The sequence below is a fragment of the Streptomyces sp. NPDC006365 genome (genome assembly GCF_042870755.1).
Lineage (GTDB): Bacteria > Actinomycetota > Actinomycetes > Streptomycetales > Streptomycetaceae > Streptomyces > Streptomyces xiangluensis.
Genome location: NZ_JBIAHS010000010.1, coordinates 203,463 through 222,583 on the forward strand (window position 1 = coordinate 203,463; position 19,121 = coordinate 222,583).

15 protein-coding genes and 2 pseudogenes are annotated in these 19,121 nt (G+C 69.3%); 13 read left to right on the forward strand and 4 right to left on the reverse strand.

Translation table 11 applies throughout. The features are described from left to right. Nucleotides 1-192: 192 nt before the first annotated feature. The 5 genes from ACFYO0_RS26900 to ACFYO0_RS26920 all read left to right on the forward strand — a co-directional run bounded on the left by ACFYO0_RS26900 (nt 193) and on the right by ACFYO0_RS26920 (nt 6,737). Entirely contained in the window at nt 193-1,719 is a 1,527-nt protein-coding gene (locus ACFYO0_RS26900) for a carotenoid oxygenase family protein (protein WP_388680839.1), read from the forward strand. Nucleotides 1,720-1,759: 40 nt separating this feature from the next. Next, nucleotides 1,760-3,238: an aldehyde dehydrogenase family protein gene (locus ACFYO0_RS26905; protein WP_388680842.1), complete on the forward strand. Its 1,479-nt coding sequence runs from the start codon at nt 1,760-1,762 to the stop codon at nt 3,236-3,238. Nucleotides 3,239-3,644: 406 nt separating this feature from the next. Further along, complete coding sequence (locus ACFYO0_RS26910; protein WP_388680845.1) at nt 3,645-5,081, forward strand: carotenoid oxygenase family protein; 1,437 nt, start codon at nt 3,645-3,647, stop codon at nt 5,079-5,081. A gap of 223 nt (nt 5,082-5,304) precedes the next feature. Continuing rightward, nucleotides 5,305-6,492: an MFS transporter gene (locus ACFYO0_RS26915; protein ID WP_388680848.1), complete on the forward strand. Its 1,188-nt coding sequence runs from the start codon at nt 5,305-5,307 to the stop codon at nt 6,490-6,492. Beyond that, nucleotides 6,474-6,737, forward strand: coding sequence for a hypothetical protein (locus tag ACFYO0_RS26920; protein ID WP_388680851.1), 264 nt, complete (start codon nt 6,474-6,476; stop codon nt 6,735-6,737). Before ACFYO0_RS26915 ends, ACFYO0_RS26920 begins: the two co-directional genes overlap by 19 nt. Here ACFYO0_RS26920 and ACFYO0_RS26925 read toward each other — a convergent pair. Continuing rightward, complete coding sequence (locus ACFYO0_RS26925) at nt 6,643-7,317, reverse strand: fumarylacetoacetate hydrolase family protein (RefSeq protein ID WP_388680854.1); 675 nt, start codon at nt 7,315-7,317, stop codon at nt 6,643-6,645. The two genes, ACFYO0_RS26920 and ACFYO0_RS26925, sit on opposite strands and share 95 nt — an antisense overlap. A gap of 53 nt (nt 7,318-7,370) precedes the next feature. Further along, nucleotides 7,371-7,691 (reverse strand): annotated as a pseudogene (locus ACFYO0_RS26930) (CocE/NonD family hydrolase); the annotation flags it as partial. A 132-nt stretch (nt 7,692-7,823) separates the two neighbouring features. Here ACFYO0_RS26930 and ACFYO0_RS26935 point away from each other — a divergent pair. The 4 genes from ACFYO0_RS26935 (at nt 7,824) to ACFYO0_RS26950 (ending at nt 13,405) form a co-directional block, all read left to right on the forward strand. After that, nucleotides 7,824-8,897: an ADP-ribosylglycohydrolase family protein gene (locus ACFYO0_RS26935; RefSeq protein WP_388680857.1), complete on the forward strand. Its 1,074-nt coding sequence runs from the start codon at nt 7,824-7,826 to the stop codon at nt 8,895-8,897. Nucleotides 8,898-8,918: 21 nt separating this feature from the next. After that, the gene (locus ACFYO0_RS26940) at nt 8,919-9,413 is read left to right on the forward strand and encodes an NUDIX domain-containing protein (RefSeq protein WP_388680860.1); all 495 of its coding nucleotides are present in this window, start codon (nt 8,919-8,921) and stop codon (nt 9,411-9,413) included. Nucleotides 9,414-9,552: 139 nt separating this feature from the next. Continuing rightward, complete coding sequence (locus ACFYO0_RS26945; protein WP_388680863.1) at nt 9,553-11,856, forward strand: PQQ-binding-like beta-propeller repeat protein; 2,304 nt, start codon at nt 9,553-9,555, stop codon at nt 11,854-11,856. A gap of 823 nt (nt 11,857-12,679) precedes the next feature. Further along, nucleotides 12,680-13,405 (forward strand): NAD-dependent deacetylase, encoded by a 726-nt coding sequence (locus ACFYO0_RS26950; protein ID WP_388680866.1) that lies wholly within the window; start codon nt 12,680-12,682, stop codon nt 13,403-13,405. Nucleotides 13,406-13,462: 57 nt separating this feature from the next. Here ACFYO0_RS26950 and ACFYO0_RS26955 read toward each other — a convergent pair whose 3' ends face one another. Continuing rightward, entirely contained in the window at nt 13,463-13,945 is a 483-nt protein-coding gene (locus ACFYO0_RS26955) for a methylated-DNA--[protein]-cysteine S-methyltransferase (protein ID WP_388680869.1), read from the reverse strand. 58 nt (nt 13,946-14,003) lie between these two features. Further along, nucleotides 14,004-15,479 (reverse strand): AlkA N-terminal domain-containing protein, encoded by a 1,476-nt coding sequence (locus ACFYO0_RS26960; RefSeq protein WP_388681019.1) that lies wholly within the window; start codon nt 15,477-15,479, stop codon nt 14,004-14,006. Between the two features lie 151 nt (nt 15,480-15,630). Between ACFYO0_RS26960 and ACFYO0_RS26965 the strand changes: the two are divergent. From ACFYO0_RS26965 to ACFYO0_RS26980, 4 genes and pseudogenes are all read left to right on the forward strand, one after another. After that, nucleotides 15,631-15,804, forward strand: a pseudogene (locus ACFYO0_RS26965) (sensor histidine kinase); the annotation flags it as partial. Next, on the forward strand, nt 15,801-16,484 hold the full coding sequence (locus ACFYO0_RS26970) for a response regulator (protein WP_388680872.1): 684 nt from the start codon (nt 15,801-15,803) through the stop codon (nt 16,482-16,484). The pseudogene ACFYO0_RS26965 and the gene ACFYO0_RS26970, both read left to right, overlap by 4 nt. A gap of 160 nt (nt 16,485-16,644) precedes the next feature. After that, nucleotides 16,645-18,141, forward strand: a complete 1,497-nt coding sequence (hpnR, locus tag ACFYO0_RS26975; RefSeq protein ID WP_388680875.1) for a hopanoid C-3 methylase HpnR — start codon at nt 16,645-16,647, stop codon at nt 18,139-18,141. A 30-nt stretch (nt 18,142-18,171) separates the two neighbouring features. Further along, nucleotides 18,172-19,110, forward strand: a complete 939-nt coding sequence (locus ACFYO0_RS26980; RefSeq protein WP_388680877.1) for a DMT family transporter — start codon at nt 18,172-18,174, stop codon at nt 19,108-19,110. Nucleotides 19,111-19,121 lie beyond the last annotated feature (11 nt).

Consider the following 19,121-nt stretch of genomic DNA (forward strand, 5'->3'; position numbering starts at 1 on the left):
CGACTGCTCCCCGACGACAAAGCCGGGGCGCGAATCTGTCGTACGGCGCCGAGGACACGCGCAGGACGGCATCCGAAGATGACCGGGCCGGGCACGAAGTGGTGTCCACCGGGCAGCGGAGCGGCCCATGAGCCGAAGAGCCCCGGCGCAGAGGCTGTTCCCCGCCGAGGGGGACTTCATGAAAGGGACTTCATGAGCACCCCGTCCGTCCCCGTGGTCGCGACCACACCGATGTCCGTTGCGCCGCAGGCTCAGCCTGCCGGCCCCAGCCAGAACTGGCCGACGGAGAACAAGTGGCTGAACGGCCCCTTCTCCCCGTGGGCGGAGGAGAGCCACGGCTACGACCTGCCCGTGAAGGGCACCATCCCCGACGATCTCGCGGGCGCGCTGTTCCGCATCTCCTCCAACCCCCGTTTCCAGCCCCGCAACCTGGACCGCTACCACTGGTGGGAGGGCGACGGGATGGTCGCCGGGCTCTACCTGCGGGACGGCAAAGCGGCCTTCCGCACCGGCTGGGTGGCGACCGACTCGATGAAGTTCGAGGTCGAGCAGGGCGAGGCCGTCTACAGCGGCTTCGTCAACGGCGGCACGGCCGGGCGACTGCCCAAGGGCGCCCCGCCCGCGAAGAACGTGGCCAACACCAATGTGGGTATCTTCGACGACCACCTGCTCGTCTACTTCGAGGGCGGTCTGCCGACGGCGATGCACCCGCAGACGCTGGAGACGTACGGCGCCTACGACTTCCACGGGGGCATCGACGTCCTGTGCACCGCTCACTACAAGACCGACCCGGCCACCGGCGACCTGCTGTTCTTCGCCGCCACTGGCCCCGTCATCACCTGGTACCGCGCCGATGTCCGGACCGGGCAGGTCATCGACTCCCACACCATCGACATCGGCATCCCGGCACTCATGCACGACTTCGTCGTGAGCGAGAACTACGCGATCTTCTTCGTCGCGCCCAACCTGTTCCGTCTCGACCTGATCGCTCAGGGCCGCCCCGGCGTGGTCTGGGACGAGTCAGTGCTGCCGCACGGCACCCAGATCGTGCTCATGGACCGTCGTACCCACGAGGTGAAGTGGTACGAGGCCGGCGGCATGCTCGCGCCCACACACTTCTACAACGCCTACGAGATCGGTGACGAGGTCGTCATCGACGTGCACCGGATCTCCCGCATCGGCAGCCCCGCCGACGCGCTCACCCCGCTCGGCTCCCACGAGTGGTTCCCCCCGGGCTACTCATGGCAGTGGCGGATCGACACGACGACCGGAACGGTCAGTGACCGCCGCGTCTCCGGCGTCGCCGGTGAATTCCCGAAGATCAACGACGCTTACGTCGGCCGCCAGCACCGCTACGGCTACTTCGTCACCACCCGCGACCTGGCGCCGGAGACCATGACCGACGGCCTGGCCGTGCACGACTACCTCAAGGACTCCACGACCGTCGTCGAGGGACCGCACCCGCTCACCAGCCCCAGCGAGCCGGTGTTCGTCCCCCGTGACAACCCGGCCAGTGAGAACGACGGCTATCTGCTGACCCTGTGGTGGAACCCCGAGACGGGTCTGAGCGAGTTGCTGATCCACGACGCGTCCGACCTCGTCGCAGAGCCGCTGGCCCAGGTCCGGCTGCCCGTGCGGGTGCCGTTCGGCTTCCACGGCAGCTGGGCCGACCAGGCCGTCCTCGACCAGAGCGTGTCCGCCCTCAGCGACAGGCACTGAACCGCCCCCCTTGAGCCGCCCACCGACCCCGGAGACCACCTTGAGCACGACAGTTGAGACCTTGTCAGCCCCCGACCGCCTGCCATGGGACGGCAGGATCTTCGACGGCACCTGGATCCAGGGCCACGGGGGGACCCTCGAAGTGACGGCACCGGCCACCGGCCGGCTGCTCACCACGGTCGGCGCCGCCTCCCCCGCCGACGTCGGCCGAGCCGTCGAACGCGCAGCGAAGGCCCAGCGGGGCTGGGCCCGGTTGCCCTACGACCAGCGGGCGGAGGTGTTCCGCAGGGCGGCGTTCGCCCTGCAGAACGACCCCGACCGTCTGGTGCGCTGGCTCGTTCCCGAGGCCGGGTCGGGAACAGGCAAGGCCGCCTTCGAGACGGGTCTGGTGGTCTCCGAGCTCTTCCAGGCCGCCGCCCTCGCCGCGGAGCCCTACGGCGAGCTGCTCCGCAGTACACGGCCGCGGATGTCGCTCGCCCGCCGGGTCCCCCTCGGTGTGGTCGGGGTCATATCGCCCTTCAACTTTCCCGCCATCCTCTCCATCCGCTCGGTGGCGCCCGCGCTCGCCCTGGGCAACGCCGTCGTCCTCAAGCCCGACCCGCGCACCCCGGTCTCGGGAGGACTGGCTCTCGCCCAACTCCTGGCCGAGGCAGGGCTACCCGAAGGGCTCCTGCACGTACTGCCAGGCGGCGCCGACGCCGGTGAGAGGCTGGTGACCCATCCCGGTGTGCCCTGCATATCCTTCACCGGCTCGACGGCCGCAGGCCGCGCGATCGGTGCCGCCGCCGGGCCCCTGCTGAAGAAGGTGCACCTGGAACTCGGCGGTAACAACGCCCTCCTCGTACTCCCCGACGCCGACCTCGACGCGGCCGCGTCGGCTGGAGCCTGGGGATCCTTCCTGCACCAGGGACAGATCTGCATGACCACGGGGCGCCACCTGGTGCACACCTCCGTCGCCGAGCAGTACGTGGCCAAGCTCGCGGAGAAGGCCGGGGCCATCACCGTTGGCGACCCGACCGATCCTCAGAACATGCTCGGCCCGATCATCGACGAGCGCCAGCGTGACAGGGTCCACGACATCGTCACCCGCAGCGTGTCCCAGGGTGCGCGTCTGGCTGCGGGCGGACGCTACGACGGGCTGTTCTACCGGCCCACCGTCCTGGCCGACGTTCCTCACGACGCGCCCGCGTACACCGACGAGGTCTTCGGCCCGGTCGCCCCCGTCTCCGTCTACGAAACCGTCGAGGAGGCCATCGAGCTGATCAACCGCTCCGAGTACGGCCTGTCGGTCGCCATCCTCACCGAGGACGTGTTCGGCGCGTTGGAACTCGCCGAACGCATCGAGTCCGGCGCCGTCCACATCAACGACCAGACCGTGGACGACGAGGCCGTGGCGCCCTTCGGCGGCGCCAAGGCGTCCGCGGCCGGCGGTCGCTTCGGCGGCGGAGCCAACCTCGACACCTTCACCGAGGTGCAGTGGGTGACCGCGCAGGCGAAGATCGAGCGGTACCCGTTCTGAGCAGAGCCGGTCGGAGCCGCCGTCAAGAACGGCGACTTGGGCCATGACGCTTCTGCGGCCTCTGCGGTCCGGCCAGGAGTACTGGCCGGACCGCAGACTCTTCCCTGCTGGGCGACACGCTCTTCTTCGTCAGCGGTGCCGGACTCAACAGCCCTGGAGTCGACGGGCCGTCATGCGCCGACCGGTGCGGGCGACCCCGGCCAGCGCAAAGCCACGCGGTCACCCGGTCAGCGACTTGTCGAACGATTCGCCTTACAGCTGCGGACTTGACGCCACTTCACCTTGAGTTCGGAACCTGCACTTCGCTTGAACTCCTATAGCTACAGATTTACGGTTCCATCAAAATCCCAATTAACAAGCTCCATGTCTCGACATACAGGACACATTTCAGCGAGGAGGGGCCTCCATGTGGGACTCCGACAACATGTTTCTCAACGGGCCTTACGCACCCTGGCGCGAGCAGGGCGAAGCCTTCGATCTGGAGATCGAGGGCCGTCTGCCGGACGAGCTGAACGGTGCGCTGTACCGGATGAACACCAGCCAGTTCTACCGCCCGGAGGACCCGAGCCGGTACCACTGGTTCGACGGTGACGGCATGGTCAGCGCCCTCTTCCTGCGCGACGGCCGCGCGACCTACCGCAACCGCTACGTGGAGACCGCGGGCCTGAAGGAGGAGATGGAACTGGGCCGGTCGATCTACGGCAGTTTCATGAACGGCAGCGCTACCCCCCTTCCGCCCGGCGCTTTCCCGAAGAACCCCGCCAACACGCACGTGACCCTCTTCGACAAACGCCTGCTGGTCTTCTCCGTAGGCCCGCCGCACGACCTGCGGCCGGACACCTTGGAGACCGTCAGCCAGTGCTACGACTTCGGCGGGGGAATCACCGGTCCCATAGGTCCCCACTTCAAGATCGACCCGGCGAACGGAGACTTGCTCACCCACGACAACATGGACGGCGCAGTCACGTGGTATCGAGCCGATCGCCACGGGAACATCCTCGACCGTCACTCGGTCGACCTGGGGGTCCCCACCTTCACCCATGACTACGTCGTCACCCCCGACTACGCGATCTTCCTGGTCAGCCCGGCAATGGTCCGCTTCGAGAGCATGCTCACGGGTCGGCCGGCGACGACCTGGGAGCCGGAGACGCTGGACACCTGTCGCTGGGCTGTCCTGCATCGCAGGACTGGTGAGGTCACCTGGGTGGAGGCCTCTGATGCCTTCGCCCAGACCCACTTCCTCAACGCCTACCAGGACGGCACGAAGATCGTCATCGACGGGCACCGCGTCGACCAATTCGGCCCCACCCAAAAGGATCTGGAGTCACCGCCGCCGGGCGGGGACTGGAACTGGTGGTTCAAGCGCATGGTCGCCACCCCCTGGCGCTGGGAACTCGACCTCGCCACAGGGAAGACGAAGGACAGCCAGCTCACCGACGTACTGGGGGAATTCCCCCGGATCAACGATCAACTGACCGGCCTGTCCCACCGGTACGGCTACTACGCGACGACACGCGGAGCCGGCGACTGGTTCACCGACGGTCTGGCCAAGCACGACCACCTCACGGGCAAGACGTCGATCCAGACGCTCGACGGTGTGCTGACCTCACCCAGTGAACCCGAGTTCGTGCCCCGTCCCGGCGCCACGGCCGAGGACGACGGCTGGCTGCTGTCGATCTGGTGGGACCCGGCCACCGACCGCAGCGAGGTCATCGTCCAGGAGGCCCAGGACTTCACGGCCGCACCCATCGCCCGCATCAAGCTCAACCACCGGGTTCCCATGGGATTCCACGGCAGCTGGTCGGACGCCACCGAACTCGACGCAGCCGTCAACACCGGCTGACAAGGCGGGCATCCGTGGGCCGATGCTGTGTCAAGGCACTCCCATTGACCCGCGGATGCCGGTGCCTGGCTCATGCCGGCAGCTTCCTCGCAGGCATCTACGGCGCCTCTTCCTGGTCCCGCGCGTCTTCTCGGCGCACGGTGAGAGCACCTCCGAACCGCGAGAGACCTCACCCAGGCTTCCCGATTCCGCGCCGTTGCCGCCCCCGTCTTCCGTTCTCCGCTTGGAGGCCCGGCATGTCGTCCAGCACCGTCACGCCCAGGACAGCACCGCGGTGTGGTTCCCGCTCGGACTGGTTCTCGTGGCTGCGCAGACCTTTCAGATCGTCGTCTTCCCCAATCTGCTCGAAGCCCTGCGTGCCGAGCCCGGCCGGCATTTGTCCCCTGGCGGTGCCAGACTGATCGGGAGCATGATCTTCCCGGCGATGTCGGCAGGCGCCATCGCCGCTGTGCCGCTGGCCCGCCGTCTCGGGCGCCGGCAGGCGACACTCACCGCTTTGCTGTGGTCCACGCTCTGGTCCGGTGCCTGCGCGGTGGCCGGAACTCCTTGGCAATTGGGGCTCCTCCGAATACTGACAGGCATCGGTACGGGCCTCGCCATACCGCTGGTCCTGAGCTTCGCCCGGGACGCCACCGCGAGGCACAAACACGCGATCCTGCTGGTCCTGCTCGGAGTCCCGGTCGGGGGCATCGCCACCCAACTTGTCGTCGGCTCCCTGCGGGTCGAAGGAACTTGGCGCCTCATGATGACCCTGGGTGCCCTCGTGGGGATCATCGGTCTTGCCCTGTCCCTGTGGCTTCTGCCGAACAGCACCGACATGTCGGCCCTGGCTCCTGTCCGGGCGGGGCGCCGCAGACCCACCCGGCGCGCCGCCGGAATGGGCGGTCATCGGCCTGATCGGAACGGGCCTGATCGCCTGGTCGGGCCTGCCGGACTCGCACCCGCGGACCTGCGCTTCGCCGCAGTACTCAACGAGGGGGTGGTCGTAGCGATCTTCGCCCTGGCGGGCGTCGCCGTCCGCCGGAGCGAGGCGCCCGCCTCGCTCCCCCAGACAGTTCGGGCCACCGTGGCATTAGTCCTGATCAACCCGCCCACCGCCATCATGACCTTGATCGAGCTGCGCGGACACACCCCGCGCCGTTCCGTTCTGTTCTTCGCGTTCGCCTTCGCGGTGATCGCCGACCCGGTGACCTCCGTTGCGTACGCGATCGAGGCCGCCCTGCGGGCCCTGCACGGGGACCTGGCACTGCTACTGCCCACGATGAGCCTGGTGATCGGACCGGTCGTCGTGGTCACCGCCAACTACTGGCAACTGGTGCGCCGTTTCCCCAAGGGCGGGGGCGCGGCCGCGGCTGCTGGCCGCGGTGGACGTTCCTACCGATCAGCGCTCTGGTGGTCGACTTCGTACTGACCATCGGCATCTCCATCGCCGCCGCCGCGAGCGCGGTGATCGCACTGTTCCCGGGGCTGGCCCCCGTCCGCATCCCGCTGGCCCTGGTCCTGCTGCTCGTGGTCGCCGGGCTGACCTGGTTCGGCCATGGCGGAAGGTTGCTGTTCGCGTTCATGACTGTGGCGTTCGTGGTGATCTCCGTAGCCGTGCTCGTGCTCGGCTTCGCCGCACCCCACACCCACCGCCACGTCCAGAGGCTTTGTTAGTGCTACTAAGCGCGGCGCAAGGGCCGAGGATGTCGCCGGTGCGGACCTCGGTGCCCCGTGAGGCGTAGGCGATCATCTGGGCGTAGCTGAACGCCATGTAGCTCCACAGGTCCTCGCCGACGACGGTGCCGTTGACGGAGGCCGTCATCCGCAGGCGGTAGGCGCTGCCCGCCCGGTAGCGCTCGAGTTCGTCGGGTGTGACAAAGACGGGGCCGAGTGTGGTGGCGCTGTCCTTGCCCTTGGCGGGGCCGAGGCGGACCTGCAGGTACGGGTTGCGCTCGTCGCCGCGACCGACGTCCTGGAGCAGATGGCCCGAGTGGTCGGCCGATCCGACGCGGAGGAAGTGCAGGTCGCGTTGGCCGGCCAGGGAGCGGAAGTGCCGCCAGTCGCGCAGCCCGAGCGGGGCGAGGCCGGGGTCGTACCAGTTCTGCCAGTGCAGGATTGGGATGGTCGTGGTGTGGTATGGGTGCCGGTCGCCGTACGGGTTGTAACAGCCCTGGTCCGCGGACCGCTCCAGCATGTCGGTGGCCGCCCGGCACGCACCGATTGGTGCGCGGGCCGCGGCGACGATGTTCTCCACGGAGTCCGCTCTCCAGTCCTGTCGGCCAGGTAGCCGTTGTTGTTCGTCCCGATCTGTAGGAGGTCGTTCAGCCCGGCGAGGTACGGATCCTGCTGAACCCACCGCGCTCCGACGTGCCCGGCGCCGATGTCGATGCCGGTCACCATCGGGACGGCCGCCCTGATGGCCGGGTGGCCGCTCGACACGGCGGCCCAGGTCGTGAAGTCGTAGTACGACTGTCCGGTCACCCCGACACGGCCGTTGGACCTGCGCTGACGGGTGATCCACTCGACCGTGCCATAGGCGTCGGCGACGTCGTAGGCGTAGGGGAGCGTCTCGCCGCCCGAGCGGAACTTGCCCCGCACATCCTGGGCCACGAACACGAAGCCGCGTGAGCGGTAGTACTCGGCCTCGAAAGGTGGGGCAGTGTAGTGGCTCGATTTGCCTGGTCATTCTCCCGGGCCCTGACCGGAGCCCGCGCCCCTTACAGGGCGCAGCCTGCGGCCAAATTGGGTAAACCTTCTCCTATGACCCCTGTGGGCACTGAGCCAGAGCTCGCGGACCGCATCCTCGGGGGCTGGCTGGGCCGGATCTCGGGCAACATGCTCGGCAAGCCGGTCGAGCAGGGCGACCTGTGGACGCGGGGCCGTATCGACCGCTATCTGCGGCAGGCCGCCGCCCTGCCCCTCACCGACTATCTGCCCGAGCCGGCCGACGAGAGCGAGGGCTTCGAGCTGCGCCCCGAGTGGCGCCAGTGCGTGCGCGGCCGTATCCACGGCAGCTGCCGCGACGACGACGTCGACTACGCGATCCTCGGCCTGGACCTCCTGGAGACGCACGGCTTCGACTTCAGCACCGAGCAGGTCGGCGAGCTGTGGCTGCTGCGGCTGCCGTACCTCCAGACGTTCACGGCGGAGCGGGCCACGTACCGCAATCTCGCCAACGGGCTGAAGCCGCCGCTGACGGCCACCTACGACAACCCCTACCAGGAATGGATCGGCGCCCTCATCCGCGCCGACATCTACGGCTGGACCAGCCCGGGCGACCCTCGACGCGCGGCCTCCCTCGCCCGCCGCGACGCCGTCCTGTCGCACACCGCCAACGGCGTGTACGGCGCGATGTGGGCGGCGGCGCTGGTGGCCGCCGCGTTCACCGCGCCGACCGTACGGTCGGCCCTGGACACCGCGCTGACGGTGATCCCGGCGAGCAGCCGTCTGTCCCGGACCGTACGCCGGGTGCTCTCGCTCCACGAGTCCCGGCTGCCCTGGGAGGACACGCTCACCACCCTCGCCGAGGAGACCTCCGGCCTCGGCTGGATCCACACCATCCCGAACGCCGCGGTGCTGACCGCCGGACTCCTGTACGGAGACGGCGACTTCACCCGCACGATCACCCTGACCGTACGAGGGGGCCTCGACACCGACTCGAACGGCGCCACCGCGGGCTCGGTCACGGGCGTCCTCAACGGCGCCACCGCGATCCCCCCGCAGTGGAAGGACCCCCTCGAGAACAGGGTCCGCAGCGCGGTGTTCGGCTTCGACGGCGTACGGATCAGTGAACTGGCCGAGCGGACGGTGCGGTTGGCGGAGCTGGGCGCGTGAAGGCCTCGTTACGCTGCCCCAATGACGCTTCCTCCTGACTACGCCACGTACATCGCCGGTCTCCCCCGTGTCCTCGTCGGTGCCGCCGCGCTCATCCGCGACGCCGAGGGCCGTGTGCTGCTCGTGGAGCCCAACTACCGCGAGGGGTGGGCGCTGCCCGGCGGGACCGTCGAGTCCGACGACGGGGAGACTCCTCGGCAGGGCGCCCGCCGGGAGACCGCGGAGGAGATCGGCCTGGATCTGGAGATCGGCCGGCTGCTCGCGGTGGACTGGGTGCCGGGTGCCGGGCGTCCGCCGATCGTCGCATATCTGTACGACGGCGGTGTTCTGCGCGAGGACCAGTTCAAGGCGATCCGCCTCCAGGAGGAGGAACTGCTGTCCTGGCGTCTAGTCGCGCGCGACCAAGTCGGCGAGTACCTGCCGAGCGCCACGGGGCGGCGGGTACTGGCCGCCCTCGACGCACTCGCTGAGGGATCGGGGACGGCCGAGTTGGAGAACGGCCACCGGGCGGCCTGACTACGGGAGTTGACCGTTTCGGCCAAACAACTTCCTGAAAATGGTCCCCAATTGCCACTCAGGCACCTATTCTAACTTTCAAGTGCGCCCGGGTGATCCTGCCCCGCACACCTCGTCCCAGAGCTGGGGCACCCTGCGCATGCCCCGAGAACAGGCAGCTGAGGTCATGGAACCACTCGGCCGAGACGATCCCGAGGAGCTAGGTCCCTATCGCCTTCTGGCGCGGCTCGGCGCGGGGGGCATGGGACAGGTCTATCTGGCCACGTCCTCGTACGGACGCGCGGTCGCGGTCAAGGTCATCCGCCCCGAGAAGCTTGCGGACCGGACCTTCCGTATCCGTTTCCGTCGTGAGGTGGCGGCCGCGCAGGCAGTCGGCGGCAGATACACGGTGCCCTTGGTCGACGCCGATCCGGATGCCGCGACGCCCTGGCTGGCCACCCCCTACATACCCGGGCCGACCCTGGAAGAGGCGGTCGCCGAGCACGGGCCGTTACCGGTGCCATCGGTACTCGCGCTGGGAGCCTGCGCCGCGGAGGCACTGCTCGACGTGCACTCGGCGGGACTGGTGCACCGCGACCTGAAGCCGTCCAATGTGCTGCTCGCCGCCGACGGTCCGCGCGTCATCGACTTCGGCATAGTCCGGGCGAACGACGGCTATGACCTCACCAACGCCGGAACCATTTTCGGGTCCCTCGAGTACATGTGTCCCGAGCAGGCCACCGGTGCTCCCGCCGGGCCGGCCGGGGACATCTTCTCCCTCGGTTCGGTGCTCACGTACGCCGCGTCCGGTCACGCCCCGTTCATCGGCTCCGCGGCGGCCACCCTTCTCTACCAGGTCGTGCACGACGCGCCCGACCTGACAGGCGTACCCAGGCCGCTGGACGAGATCATCAGCCAGTGTCTCCCCAAGGATCCGCGTCTTCGGATCACTCCGGACCGGCTGTACGCGGCCTGCGCACCCGTCGGAGTGGAGCAGACGCTGAGGCGCGGCTGGCTGCCCGCACCGGTGGCGTCGTCGATCGCCCGTCGCACGGCGGCACTGACGGCTCTCGACATCCCATCGCGCACCCCGTCGCGCCACCGGGTCGCCATCTCCGCCGGCGACAACGGTCCGGGGTCGCGCCCGTACGGCCGGTACGGGACGCCCTCCACCCCGGCGGCGCCGCCGGCAGCCCACTCCTACGACGCGGGCCACGTGTCCGAGGCGCCCGCCATCCCCCGGCCCCGGGAGCCCGAACCCGCCGCCTCCCCCGCGCGTCGCCAGGCCCCTTCGCGACGCGGCCTCTCCCGGCGGGCGATTCTCGCCGCGTCGGCGGGCGCCACCGCCGCCGTCGTCAGCACCGCCCTGCTGATCACCCGAGAGCCCAAGCCGGACGGGCAGGCCGTGGAACCACTCGGCCCGGCTCCGCGACCGCTCTGGACATATCGCAGTGATCCGCTGCTTCAGACACCGGCCGTCTTCAAGGGCGGCACGGCTCTGGTGAAGACCCGCCCCGGCAACATGGTCGCCCTCGACCTCAAGGACGGAACACGGCCCAAGTGGGTCTACCGGGGCATCAGCCAGTCGCCCACCCCGGTCGTTTTCGCCCAGGGCGCCGCGGTCGCGCTGGGCGAGGGCTCGACGGTGATCGGTGTCGACCCGGACAAGGGCACGGAACGTTTCACGTTCGACTTCGGAACGGACTACCGGTTCGACACGCTGTTCGGCAAGGTCAGCGACCGCGACATCGTCGTCTTCGGCCTCCGACTCCAGCGCCAGTCCGACAAGCAGGGCGTCGCGACGTCCACGAACACGGTCTTCGGCATCGACATCGAGGCCGGCCAGGCACTCATCACCCCCATCAGCCCAGAGGACGTCGGTATCCCGCTGGAACCGGTCGTCTTCCCCGGCAATTTCATCTATGCCGACGGGTTTCGCAATGTGACCGCCCGGAACACCAGCGGCGGCGACAGTGTTCGGTGGAGGCATCCCGTCGGCTACGATCTCCGGCCGGGTCTGGCGGTGCTGGGCCGAACCGTCTTCGCCGTCGGCCGGGAACTCCAGGCGCTGCACCTCGCCACCGGCAGGCTCCGCTGGAACGTGCGCGCCGAACGTGGCCAGTTCGCCTCCCTCGGCGTCGCCGGCAACACGGTCTACGCCACCGGCACGGACCCCTCCGGGGTGTACGCCTACAACGCGGCGAACGGCTCCGAGCGCTGGTTCTGCCCGACGCCGCGCCTCAACACCGACCACCCGATCGTCGCGGGCCCCCGTGAGGTCTACGTCCCGGCCTTCCGGAACAACAACGGCTTCTACGCGATCGACGCCGCTCGGGGCAGGCTCCTGTGGAACTTCACCGACGGTGTGGAGACCGGCGTCCACGACTGGCAGCTCGCCAGCGACGGCGCCGGGCACCTGGTGGCCCACCATTACGACCGGACGTACGGGGTGCCGACTCCCTGACGAGACCATATATCCGCTGGCTCTGATCGGATCGGCTCATGGACAAGCGTCTCGGGAACTCTGTGTGTGCCTGAGGGTTTCAGGCTTTTCGGGCGCGGCGTGGCCGTGTGCCGTCACGGTGAGGTCCGAACCTCGGGGTGAGGGTGTGGACCTCGGTAGCGTGCACGTGGTGGAAGTCGGTCCGCTCGGCGGCGCGAGTACGCCGCCGACAGGTTCCGCGAGAGAGCCGCGCCCTCCACGCCGGAGAAGGTTCCGGGCCGGGTGGGGCGGGTACTCCACGACCTGGCACCGGACCGTCAAGGGCCGGTGCCTGGGTGTCAAATTTGCTGAGGCTGAGCGCGAAAAAGGTTTCTTACTTGAGATATCTTCGGTTTCTGTATCTCAGATGGTAGGGAAACGAAGAGGCTGACCGCCAGAAGTTACTCCCATTTCAGACCAGCACGGCCCATCTGGGGCGCCCATCGGCACGAGCGACCTCAGATCCGTTCACCGACTCCCCGACTCTTATCCTCAGGGCCATCGCCCTTATTCGGGACTGAGCTACTGCTCACGGGAAGCGGAGCTATCAACCGGGTCGGCGGTGCTTGCGGACCGCGAGCGTGCTAGAGATCAGGATGATCACGACCACCTTGGCCACGCCCATCGGGCAGGACACGCCGGTCCAGCCCAGGCCGCATTACCCGTTCGGGTTTTTGGTGTCCGCGAGATACTACTGGTGGTACCGCTCCCCGGGACAGAAGGCGCGATACTCGAAGAGGGGCCGGAACCGGTCTACAGGGATACTCGCTCGCCACAAGACGGTCGAGCGTCCTACTCTCGGCCCATGAAGAGGCCCCTCGTAGCTATCCTCAGTGGCGCAGGAGTATCCACAGATTCCGGGATCCCTGATTATCGCGGGCCGAACGGACTGTGGCGGCGCGATCCCGAAGCCGAGAAGTTCGTCACGTACGAGTACTACATGGGCGATCCGGAGATCCGCCGGCGCTCCTGGCAGATGCGGCGGAAGAACCGGACGCTCCAGGCCGAGCCGAACGCCGCGCACCGGGCGGTGACCGAGCTGGAGCAGGCCGGGGTGCCGGTGCGGGTGATCACGCAGAACGTGGACGGACTGCATCAGCTCGCCGGGATGCCGGCCCGGAAGGTGCTCGAACTGCACGGGACCGCACGGGCCGTGGTGTGTACGGGCTGCCAGGCGAAGGCCCCGATGGAGGACGCCCTGGCGCGGGTCGCGGCGGGCGAGGAGGACCCGCCGTGCCTGGAGTGCGGCGGGGTCCTGAAGTCGGCGACGGTGATGTTCGGCGAGCGGCTCGACCCCGTGGTCCTCGGTGAGGCGGTCGCCATCACCAAGGCCTGCCAGGTGTTCATCGCCGTCGGGACCAGCCTCCAGGTCCAGCCCGCGGCGGGGCTCGCCGGTCTCGCCGCCGAGCACGGGGCGCGGCTGGTCATCGTCAACGCCGAGCCGACGCCGTACGACGACCAGGCCGACGAGGTCGTACGGGAGCCGATCGGGACGGCCCTGCCGGAGCTGCTGCGCAAGATCGCCGCTTGACTGCCGCCCTGACCTCCGATTGACGAAGCGGTCAGGGCGGGCGTAGCGGTCGGCCGGCTAGAAGAGGGCGGTGCCCCGCTCGAAGTCCAGCAGTCGCTTCTTGCGGTCCAGGCCGCCGCCGTAGCCCGTGAGGCTGCCGTTCGCGCCCACGACCCGGTGGCAGGGCACGATGATGCCGACCGGGTTCCTGCCGTTGGCGAGGCCCACGGCGCGGGAGGCCTTGGCGTTGCCGAGGGCGTCGGCGAGTTCGCCGTACGAGCGGGTCTCGCCGTAGGGGATGCGGCGGAGCTGTTCCCAGACCGTGCGCTGGAACGGTGTGCCGTCGAGGCGCAGGGGCAGGTCGAACTCCTTCAACTCGCCTGCGAAGTAGGCCTTCAGCTGGTCGATCGTCTCGCCGAAGGGCGTGTCGTCGGGTGCGCCGAAGTTCTCCTCCGGTGGGCGGTGGCGCTGGTCGGTCATGTAGAGGCCGGACAGGATGCCGTCGGTGGCGACGAGGGTGAGGGAGCCGTAGGGGCTGTCGATCACGGTGTGCTGTTTCACTGAATGTCCTTTGGTGACTTGTGCAGGCCTGTAGTGGCTTCTGCTGTTCTGTACTGGCTCATACGGGAAGGAAGTTGATCGGGTGGTCGCCGGTCGCCCAGAGGTACTGGACGGCGTAGGCCCGCCAGGGCTGCCAGGCCGCGGCGCGGGCCGTGAGCGCGGCGGGCGTGGACGGCAGGCCCAACTCCTCGGCCGCGCGCCGGACTCCGAGGTCGGTGGGCAGGAAGGCGTCGGGATCTCCGAGGGCGCGCATCGCGATGACGTCGACGGTCCACGGGCCGAAGCCGGGCAGTGCGAGCAGCCGGGCGCGGGTCTCCTCCCAGTCGCTCTCGACACCCAAGTGGAGGGATTCGTCGGCGAGTTGGCGTACAAGCGTGGTGAAGGTGGTGCGCCGTGTGGCCGGCATCGCGAGCGAGGCGGGGTCGAGCGCGGCCAGTGCCCCGGGGGAGGGGAAGAGATGGGTGAGGCCGCCTTCGGGGTCGTCGACCGCCTCGCCGTGCGCCGTGACCAGACGTGCGGCGTGCGTTCGGGCGGCGGCCGTGGACACCTGCTGGCCGAGCACCGCGCGGATCGCGAACTCGGCCTCGTCGACGGTACGCGGCACCCGGCGGCCCGGCGCCTTGTCGACGAGCGGGGCGAGCTGCGGGTCCGTACGCAACTGGTCGTCGACCGCGACCGGGTCGGCGTCGAGGTCGAGCATGCGGCGGCAGCGGCTGATGGCGACGGTCAGGTCGCGCATGTCGCTGAGGCTGAGCCGGCAGCCGATGTGGTCGGACTTGGGGGTGAGGGCGACGACGCCGTGGCCGTAGGGCAGGCGCAGGGTGCGGCGGTATGCGCCGTCGCGCCATTCCTCGACGCCGGGAACAGCGGTGGCGACGAGGTGACCGAAGAGGTTGTCGGGGTTGAGCGGGGCCCTGAAGGGGAGGCGTAGAGCCAATACCCCTGGCGTACCAGGCGAGTTGGCGCGGTTCTTGGGCACCCGGGCGCGTAGTTCGCTCGGTGCGAGGGCGAAGACCTCGCGGACCGTGTCGTTGAATGTGCGGATGGAGGCGAAGCCCGCCGCGAAGGCGATCTCGGCCATCGGGACCGGGGTCGTCTCGATGAGGAGGCGGGCGGTGTGGGCGCGCTGGGCTCGGGCGAGGGCGAGCGGGCCTGCGCCCAGTTCGGCGAGGAGCTGGCGTTCGATCTGCCGGGTGCTGTAGCCGAGCCGCGTCGCGAGACCGGGGACGCCCTCGCGGTCCACGACTCCGTCGCCGATCAGCCGCATCGCGCGGGCGACCAGGTCGGCGCGCTGGTTCCATTCGGGCGAGCCGGGGCTGGTGTCGGGGCGGCAGCGCTTGCAGGCCCGGAATCCGGCCTGCTGGCAGGCTGCCGCGCTCGGGTAGAACGTCATGTTCTCCGGCTTCGGCGGCACGACCGGGCAGCTGGGCCGGCAGTAGATCCGGGTCGTCAGCACCGCGGTGTAGAACCAGCCGTCGAAGCGGGCGTCCTTCGACTGGACGGCCCGTACGCAGCGCTCGGTGTCGGTGTGCATGGCGTTCCGTGTCCCGTTGTACGTCCCGTTCTGCATGCCTCCAGCATCGGCCATGGTCATGGCGAGGGCTGGCGAGAATGCGACATGTGGTTGGGGCTGCCGCCGGGCTCGACGCGTCCGCGGCGCCGCCACGGCCCCCGCCGCCCTGGACGCGGGACGCGGCTTCGGCCTCGTCGGCATGCGGGAACGCGCGCAGTCCGTCGGCGGCGAGCTCTGTGCCGGCCCCCGCCCCCAGGGTGGTTTCGAGGTCACCACCACACTGCCCCTGCATCCCCAGGCCGCCCAGAACGCCCAGTACGCAGCACCGAAGGAACAGACCACATGACCATCCGCGTACTGCTCGCCGACGACCAGGCCCTGCTGCGGGCGACCTTCAGAATCCTGATCGACTCCTGCGAGGACATGGAGGTGGCCGCCGAGGCCACCGACGGCAGGGAAGCCCTGGACCTCACCAGCGTCCACCACCCCGACGTCGTCCTCATGGACATCCGTATGCCCGGCATGGACGGTCTGGCCGCGACAGCCGCCCTCTGCGCCGACCCGGACCTGTCCGCCACGCGCGTGCTGATCCTCACCACGTTCGAGACCGACAAGTACGTCGCCCAGGCCCTGCGCGCCGGCGCGAGCGGCTTCCTCGGCAAGGACGTCACCGCGGACGTGCTCCTCGACGGCATCCGCACCGTGGCCGCCGGCGAGTCGCTCCTCTCGCCCGTGGCCACCCGCAGCCTCATCACGCGCTTCCTCACCACCCCGGAGGCCGGCCCTCATCTGGCTCCGCCCGAACGCCTCGCCGCGTTGACGGCCCGCGAACGCGAGGTGATGGCCCTGGCCGCCGAGGGCAAGTCGAACGCGGAGATCGCCGACGTCCTCTTCCTCAGCCCGCTGACCGTCCGCACCCACGTGCAGCGCGCGATGACCAAGCTCGACGCCCGCGACCGTGCCCAGCTGGTCGTCATCGCCTACCAGTCCGGTCTGGTGCGCCCCTCGCCGCTGCCGCCGAGCTGAGCCCTGGACCACGGGGACGAGGCGCCGCGGTTTCCGCCGAGCCGTCGGGGTGGTTCGGAGGGGTACGCGGTAGTGGCAAACGAAATATCCCGAGAAGCCAAACACTGTGCACTTTGGCATTGTTTGAACAGCGGCAGCCGTCTCCATCCCGAGGTGATCCATGCGCCTACTGCTCGTCCACCCCAGCGCCCTGCTGTACTCGGAGATCTTCCTGAGGCTGGAACCACTCGGTCTTGAACGAGTGGCCGGCGCCGCCCGCGACGCAGGTCATCAGGTACGGGTGGTGGACCTCCAGGTGCTCGACCAGGCGGATCTGCGGTCGGAACTGGCGTCCTTCCAGCCGGAAGCGCTCGGCATCTCGCTGAACTACCTCGCCAACATTCCTGAGGCCATCGAGATCGCCGAGTGGACGAAACGGGCCGTGCCCGGCTGTTTCGTCTTCTTCGGCGGCCACAGCGTCTCCTTCGTCGCCGAGGACGTGCTCGCCCAGGCGGAGGGAGCTGTCGACGCGGTGGTCCGCGGGGAGGGCGAACCGGCCGTGGCCCCGCTGCTCGAAGCGGTCCGTGACGGCGGTGTGGACGGCGTCCCGGGCGTGGTCACCGCGAACGGCCACGGACCCGCCCCGCAGCTGCTGCACGGCATCGACACGCCGCGACCGGCCCGCGACCTCATGCGTCACCGCCGCCGGTACTTCATCGGAGAACTCGACCCGTGCGCCTCCATCGAGTTCACCCGCGGCTGCCCCTGGGACTGCTCGTTCTGCTCGGCGTGGACCTTCTACGGCCGCAGCTACCGCAAGGCGTCCCCGGAAGCGGCGGCCGACGAGCTCGCCTCCATCCACGAGCCGAACGTGTTCATCGTCGACGACGTCGCCTTCATCCGCCCCGAGCACGGCGATGCCATCGCCGCGCAGGTGGAACGTCGGGGGATCCGTAAGCGCTACTACCTGGAGACCCGCAGCGACGTGCTGCTGCGCCACACGGAGGTCTTCGAGCGCTGGGCCCGGCTGGGGCTGAGCTACATGTTCCTCGGCATGGAGGCGCTCGATGAGGAGGGCCTTGAGCTGTACCGCAAACGGGTCAGCCCGGACGAGAACTTTCACGCCCTGGAGACGGCGCGCAAGCTCGGCATCAGCGTCGCCATCAACCTGATCGTGGACCCGGCCTGGGACGAGGAACGCTTCCGGATCGTCCGCGAGTTCGCGCTGTCCGTACCGGAGATCGTCCACCTCACCGTGATGACGCCGTATCCCGGTACGGAGATCTGGCACACCGAGGCGCGCCGGCTGACCACCCGCGACTACCGGCTCTTCGACATCCAGCACGCCGTCGTGCCCACGGCACTGCCGCTCGACGTCTTCTACCGGGAGCTGGTCCGCACCCAGGCCGTACTGCACCAGAAGCACCTCGGTCTGCGCACCGCCTTCGCCGCGGCACGCGTCCTCGGCCGCAACCTCGCCCACGGCCAGACGAACTTCGCCCGCATGCTGTGGAAGTTCAACCGGGTCTACAACCCGCAGCGACAACTCGCCGACCACGCCCGCCCGGTCCGCTACGAACTGCCCCTGCCGCCGCACACCGCCCTCGGCGACCGCCGCCAGCTGTACGTCCACACCCGGCCTGCCGCCCACACCAAGCCGCCCGGGCCGCAGCACTGACTGGCCGCGAGTCCCGGAACAGGGCCCGGTATGCCGGTCGCCGTCCTCGCCGCACTCGCCGCGGGCGCCTGCTTCGCCCTGGCAGGAGTGCTCCAGCAGCGGGCAGCCAGCGCCCGGCCCGCCGAGGAAGCGCTCTCCTGGACCCTGCTCAGCCATCTGGTCCGGCGGCCGCTGTGGCTGTCCGGGATCGCCTTCGCCTTCATCGCCTACGGATTCCAGGCCCTGGCCCTGTCTTCCGCACCGCTCAGCCTTGTGCAGCCGCTGATCGTCTGCGAGCTGATCTTCGCGGTCCCGCTGTCCGCGCGGCTCAGCCACAAACGGCTGGGCGTTCGGGAGTGGATCGGCACATTCGCGGTGGCGGCCGGTCTGGCGGTCGCCCTTTCCACCGCACGGCCGCACGGCGGCAGCTCGACGGACGCGGATCTCGGCCCCTGGCTGATGACGCTGGGCTCGGTCTGCGGAGTGACGCTCTGCGCGCTGGTGGCACGCCGGTTCGTGAGCGGTACGTGGCGGGCGTCACTCGTGGCCCTGGCCGGCGGAGCGGTGATGGGTTTCCAGTCCGTGCTGCTGACCATCACCGTCGCGCACGTGGAACGGGGCCTGCTCGCGGTGTTCACGGCCTGGCAGACGTATCTGCTGGTCATCGCCAGTTTCACCGGGCTGCTGCTGATCCAGAGCGCGTTCCAGGCGGGGCCGCTGGCCGCCACGATGACGGTGATCGACGCGACGGAACCGGCCGTGGCCATCGCGACCGGCACGACGTTGTTCGGGGAGTCACTGAACCACGGCTGGCCCACCTCGGCTTTTACGGTCCTGGGTGTGTGCCTCACGGTCTTCGGGATCGTACGGCTCAACTCGTCGCCCCTGATCGCCGCGCTGCACCCACGCCAGACGCACCATTCCTCGCCTGCTGACGGTTCCGGCGGCGGGCGCGCGGCTACCGAGCACACGACGGACTTGCGGCCGTAGCGCGCTTTCCC

Bases quoted from the DNA above. Each gene is read 5' to 3' on its own strand.
- ACFYO0_RS26900 (WP_388680839.1), top strand. From the start codon at position 193: ATGAGCACCCCGTCCGTCCCCGTGGTCGCGACCACACCGATGTCCGTT.
- ACFYO0_RS26910 (WP_388680845.1), top strand. From the start codon at position 3,645: ATGTGGGACTCCGACAACATGTTTCTCAACGGGCCTTACGCACCCTGG.
- ACFYO0_RS26935 (WP_388680857.1), top strand. From the start codon at position 7,824: ATGACCCCTGTGGGCACTGAGCCAGAGCTCGCGGACCGCATCCTCGGG.
- ACFYO0_RS26940 (WP_388680860.1), top strand. From the start codon at position 8,919: ATGACGCTTCCTCCTGACTACGCCACGTACATCGCCGGTCTCCCCCGT.
- ACFYO0_RS26945 (WP_388680863.1), top strand. From the start codon at position 9,553: ATGCCCCGAGAACAGGCAGCTGAGGTCATGGAACCACTCGGCCGAGAC.
- ACFYO0_RS26950 (WP_388680866.1), top strand. From the start codon at position 12,680: ATGAAGAGGCCCCTCGTAGCTATCCTCAGTGGCGCAGGAGTATCCACA.
- ACFYO0_RS26960 (WP_388681019.1), bottom strand. From the start codon at position 15,479: ATGCACACCGACACCGAGCGCTGCGTACGGGCCGTCCAGTCGAAGGAC.
- ACFYO0_RS26970 (WP_388680872.1), top strand. From the start codon at position 15,801: ATGACCATCCGCGTACTGCTCGCCGACGACCAGGCCCTGCTGCGGGCG.
- hpnR (WP_388680875.1), top strand. From the start codon at position 16,645: ATGCGCCTACTGCTCGTCCACCCCAGCGCCCTGCTGTACTCGGAGATC.
- ACFYO0_RS26980 (WP_388680877.1), top strand. From the start codon at position 18,172: ATGCCGGTCGCCGTCCTCGCCGCACTCGCCGCGGGCGCCTGCTTCGCC.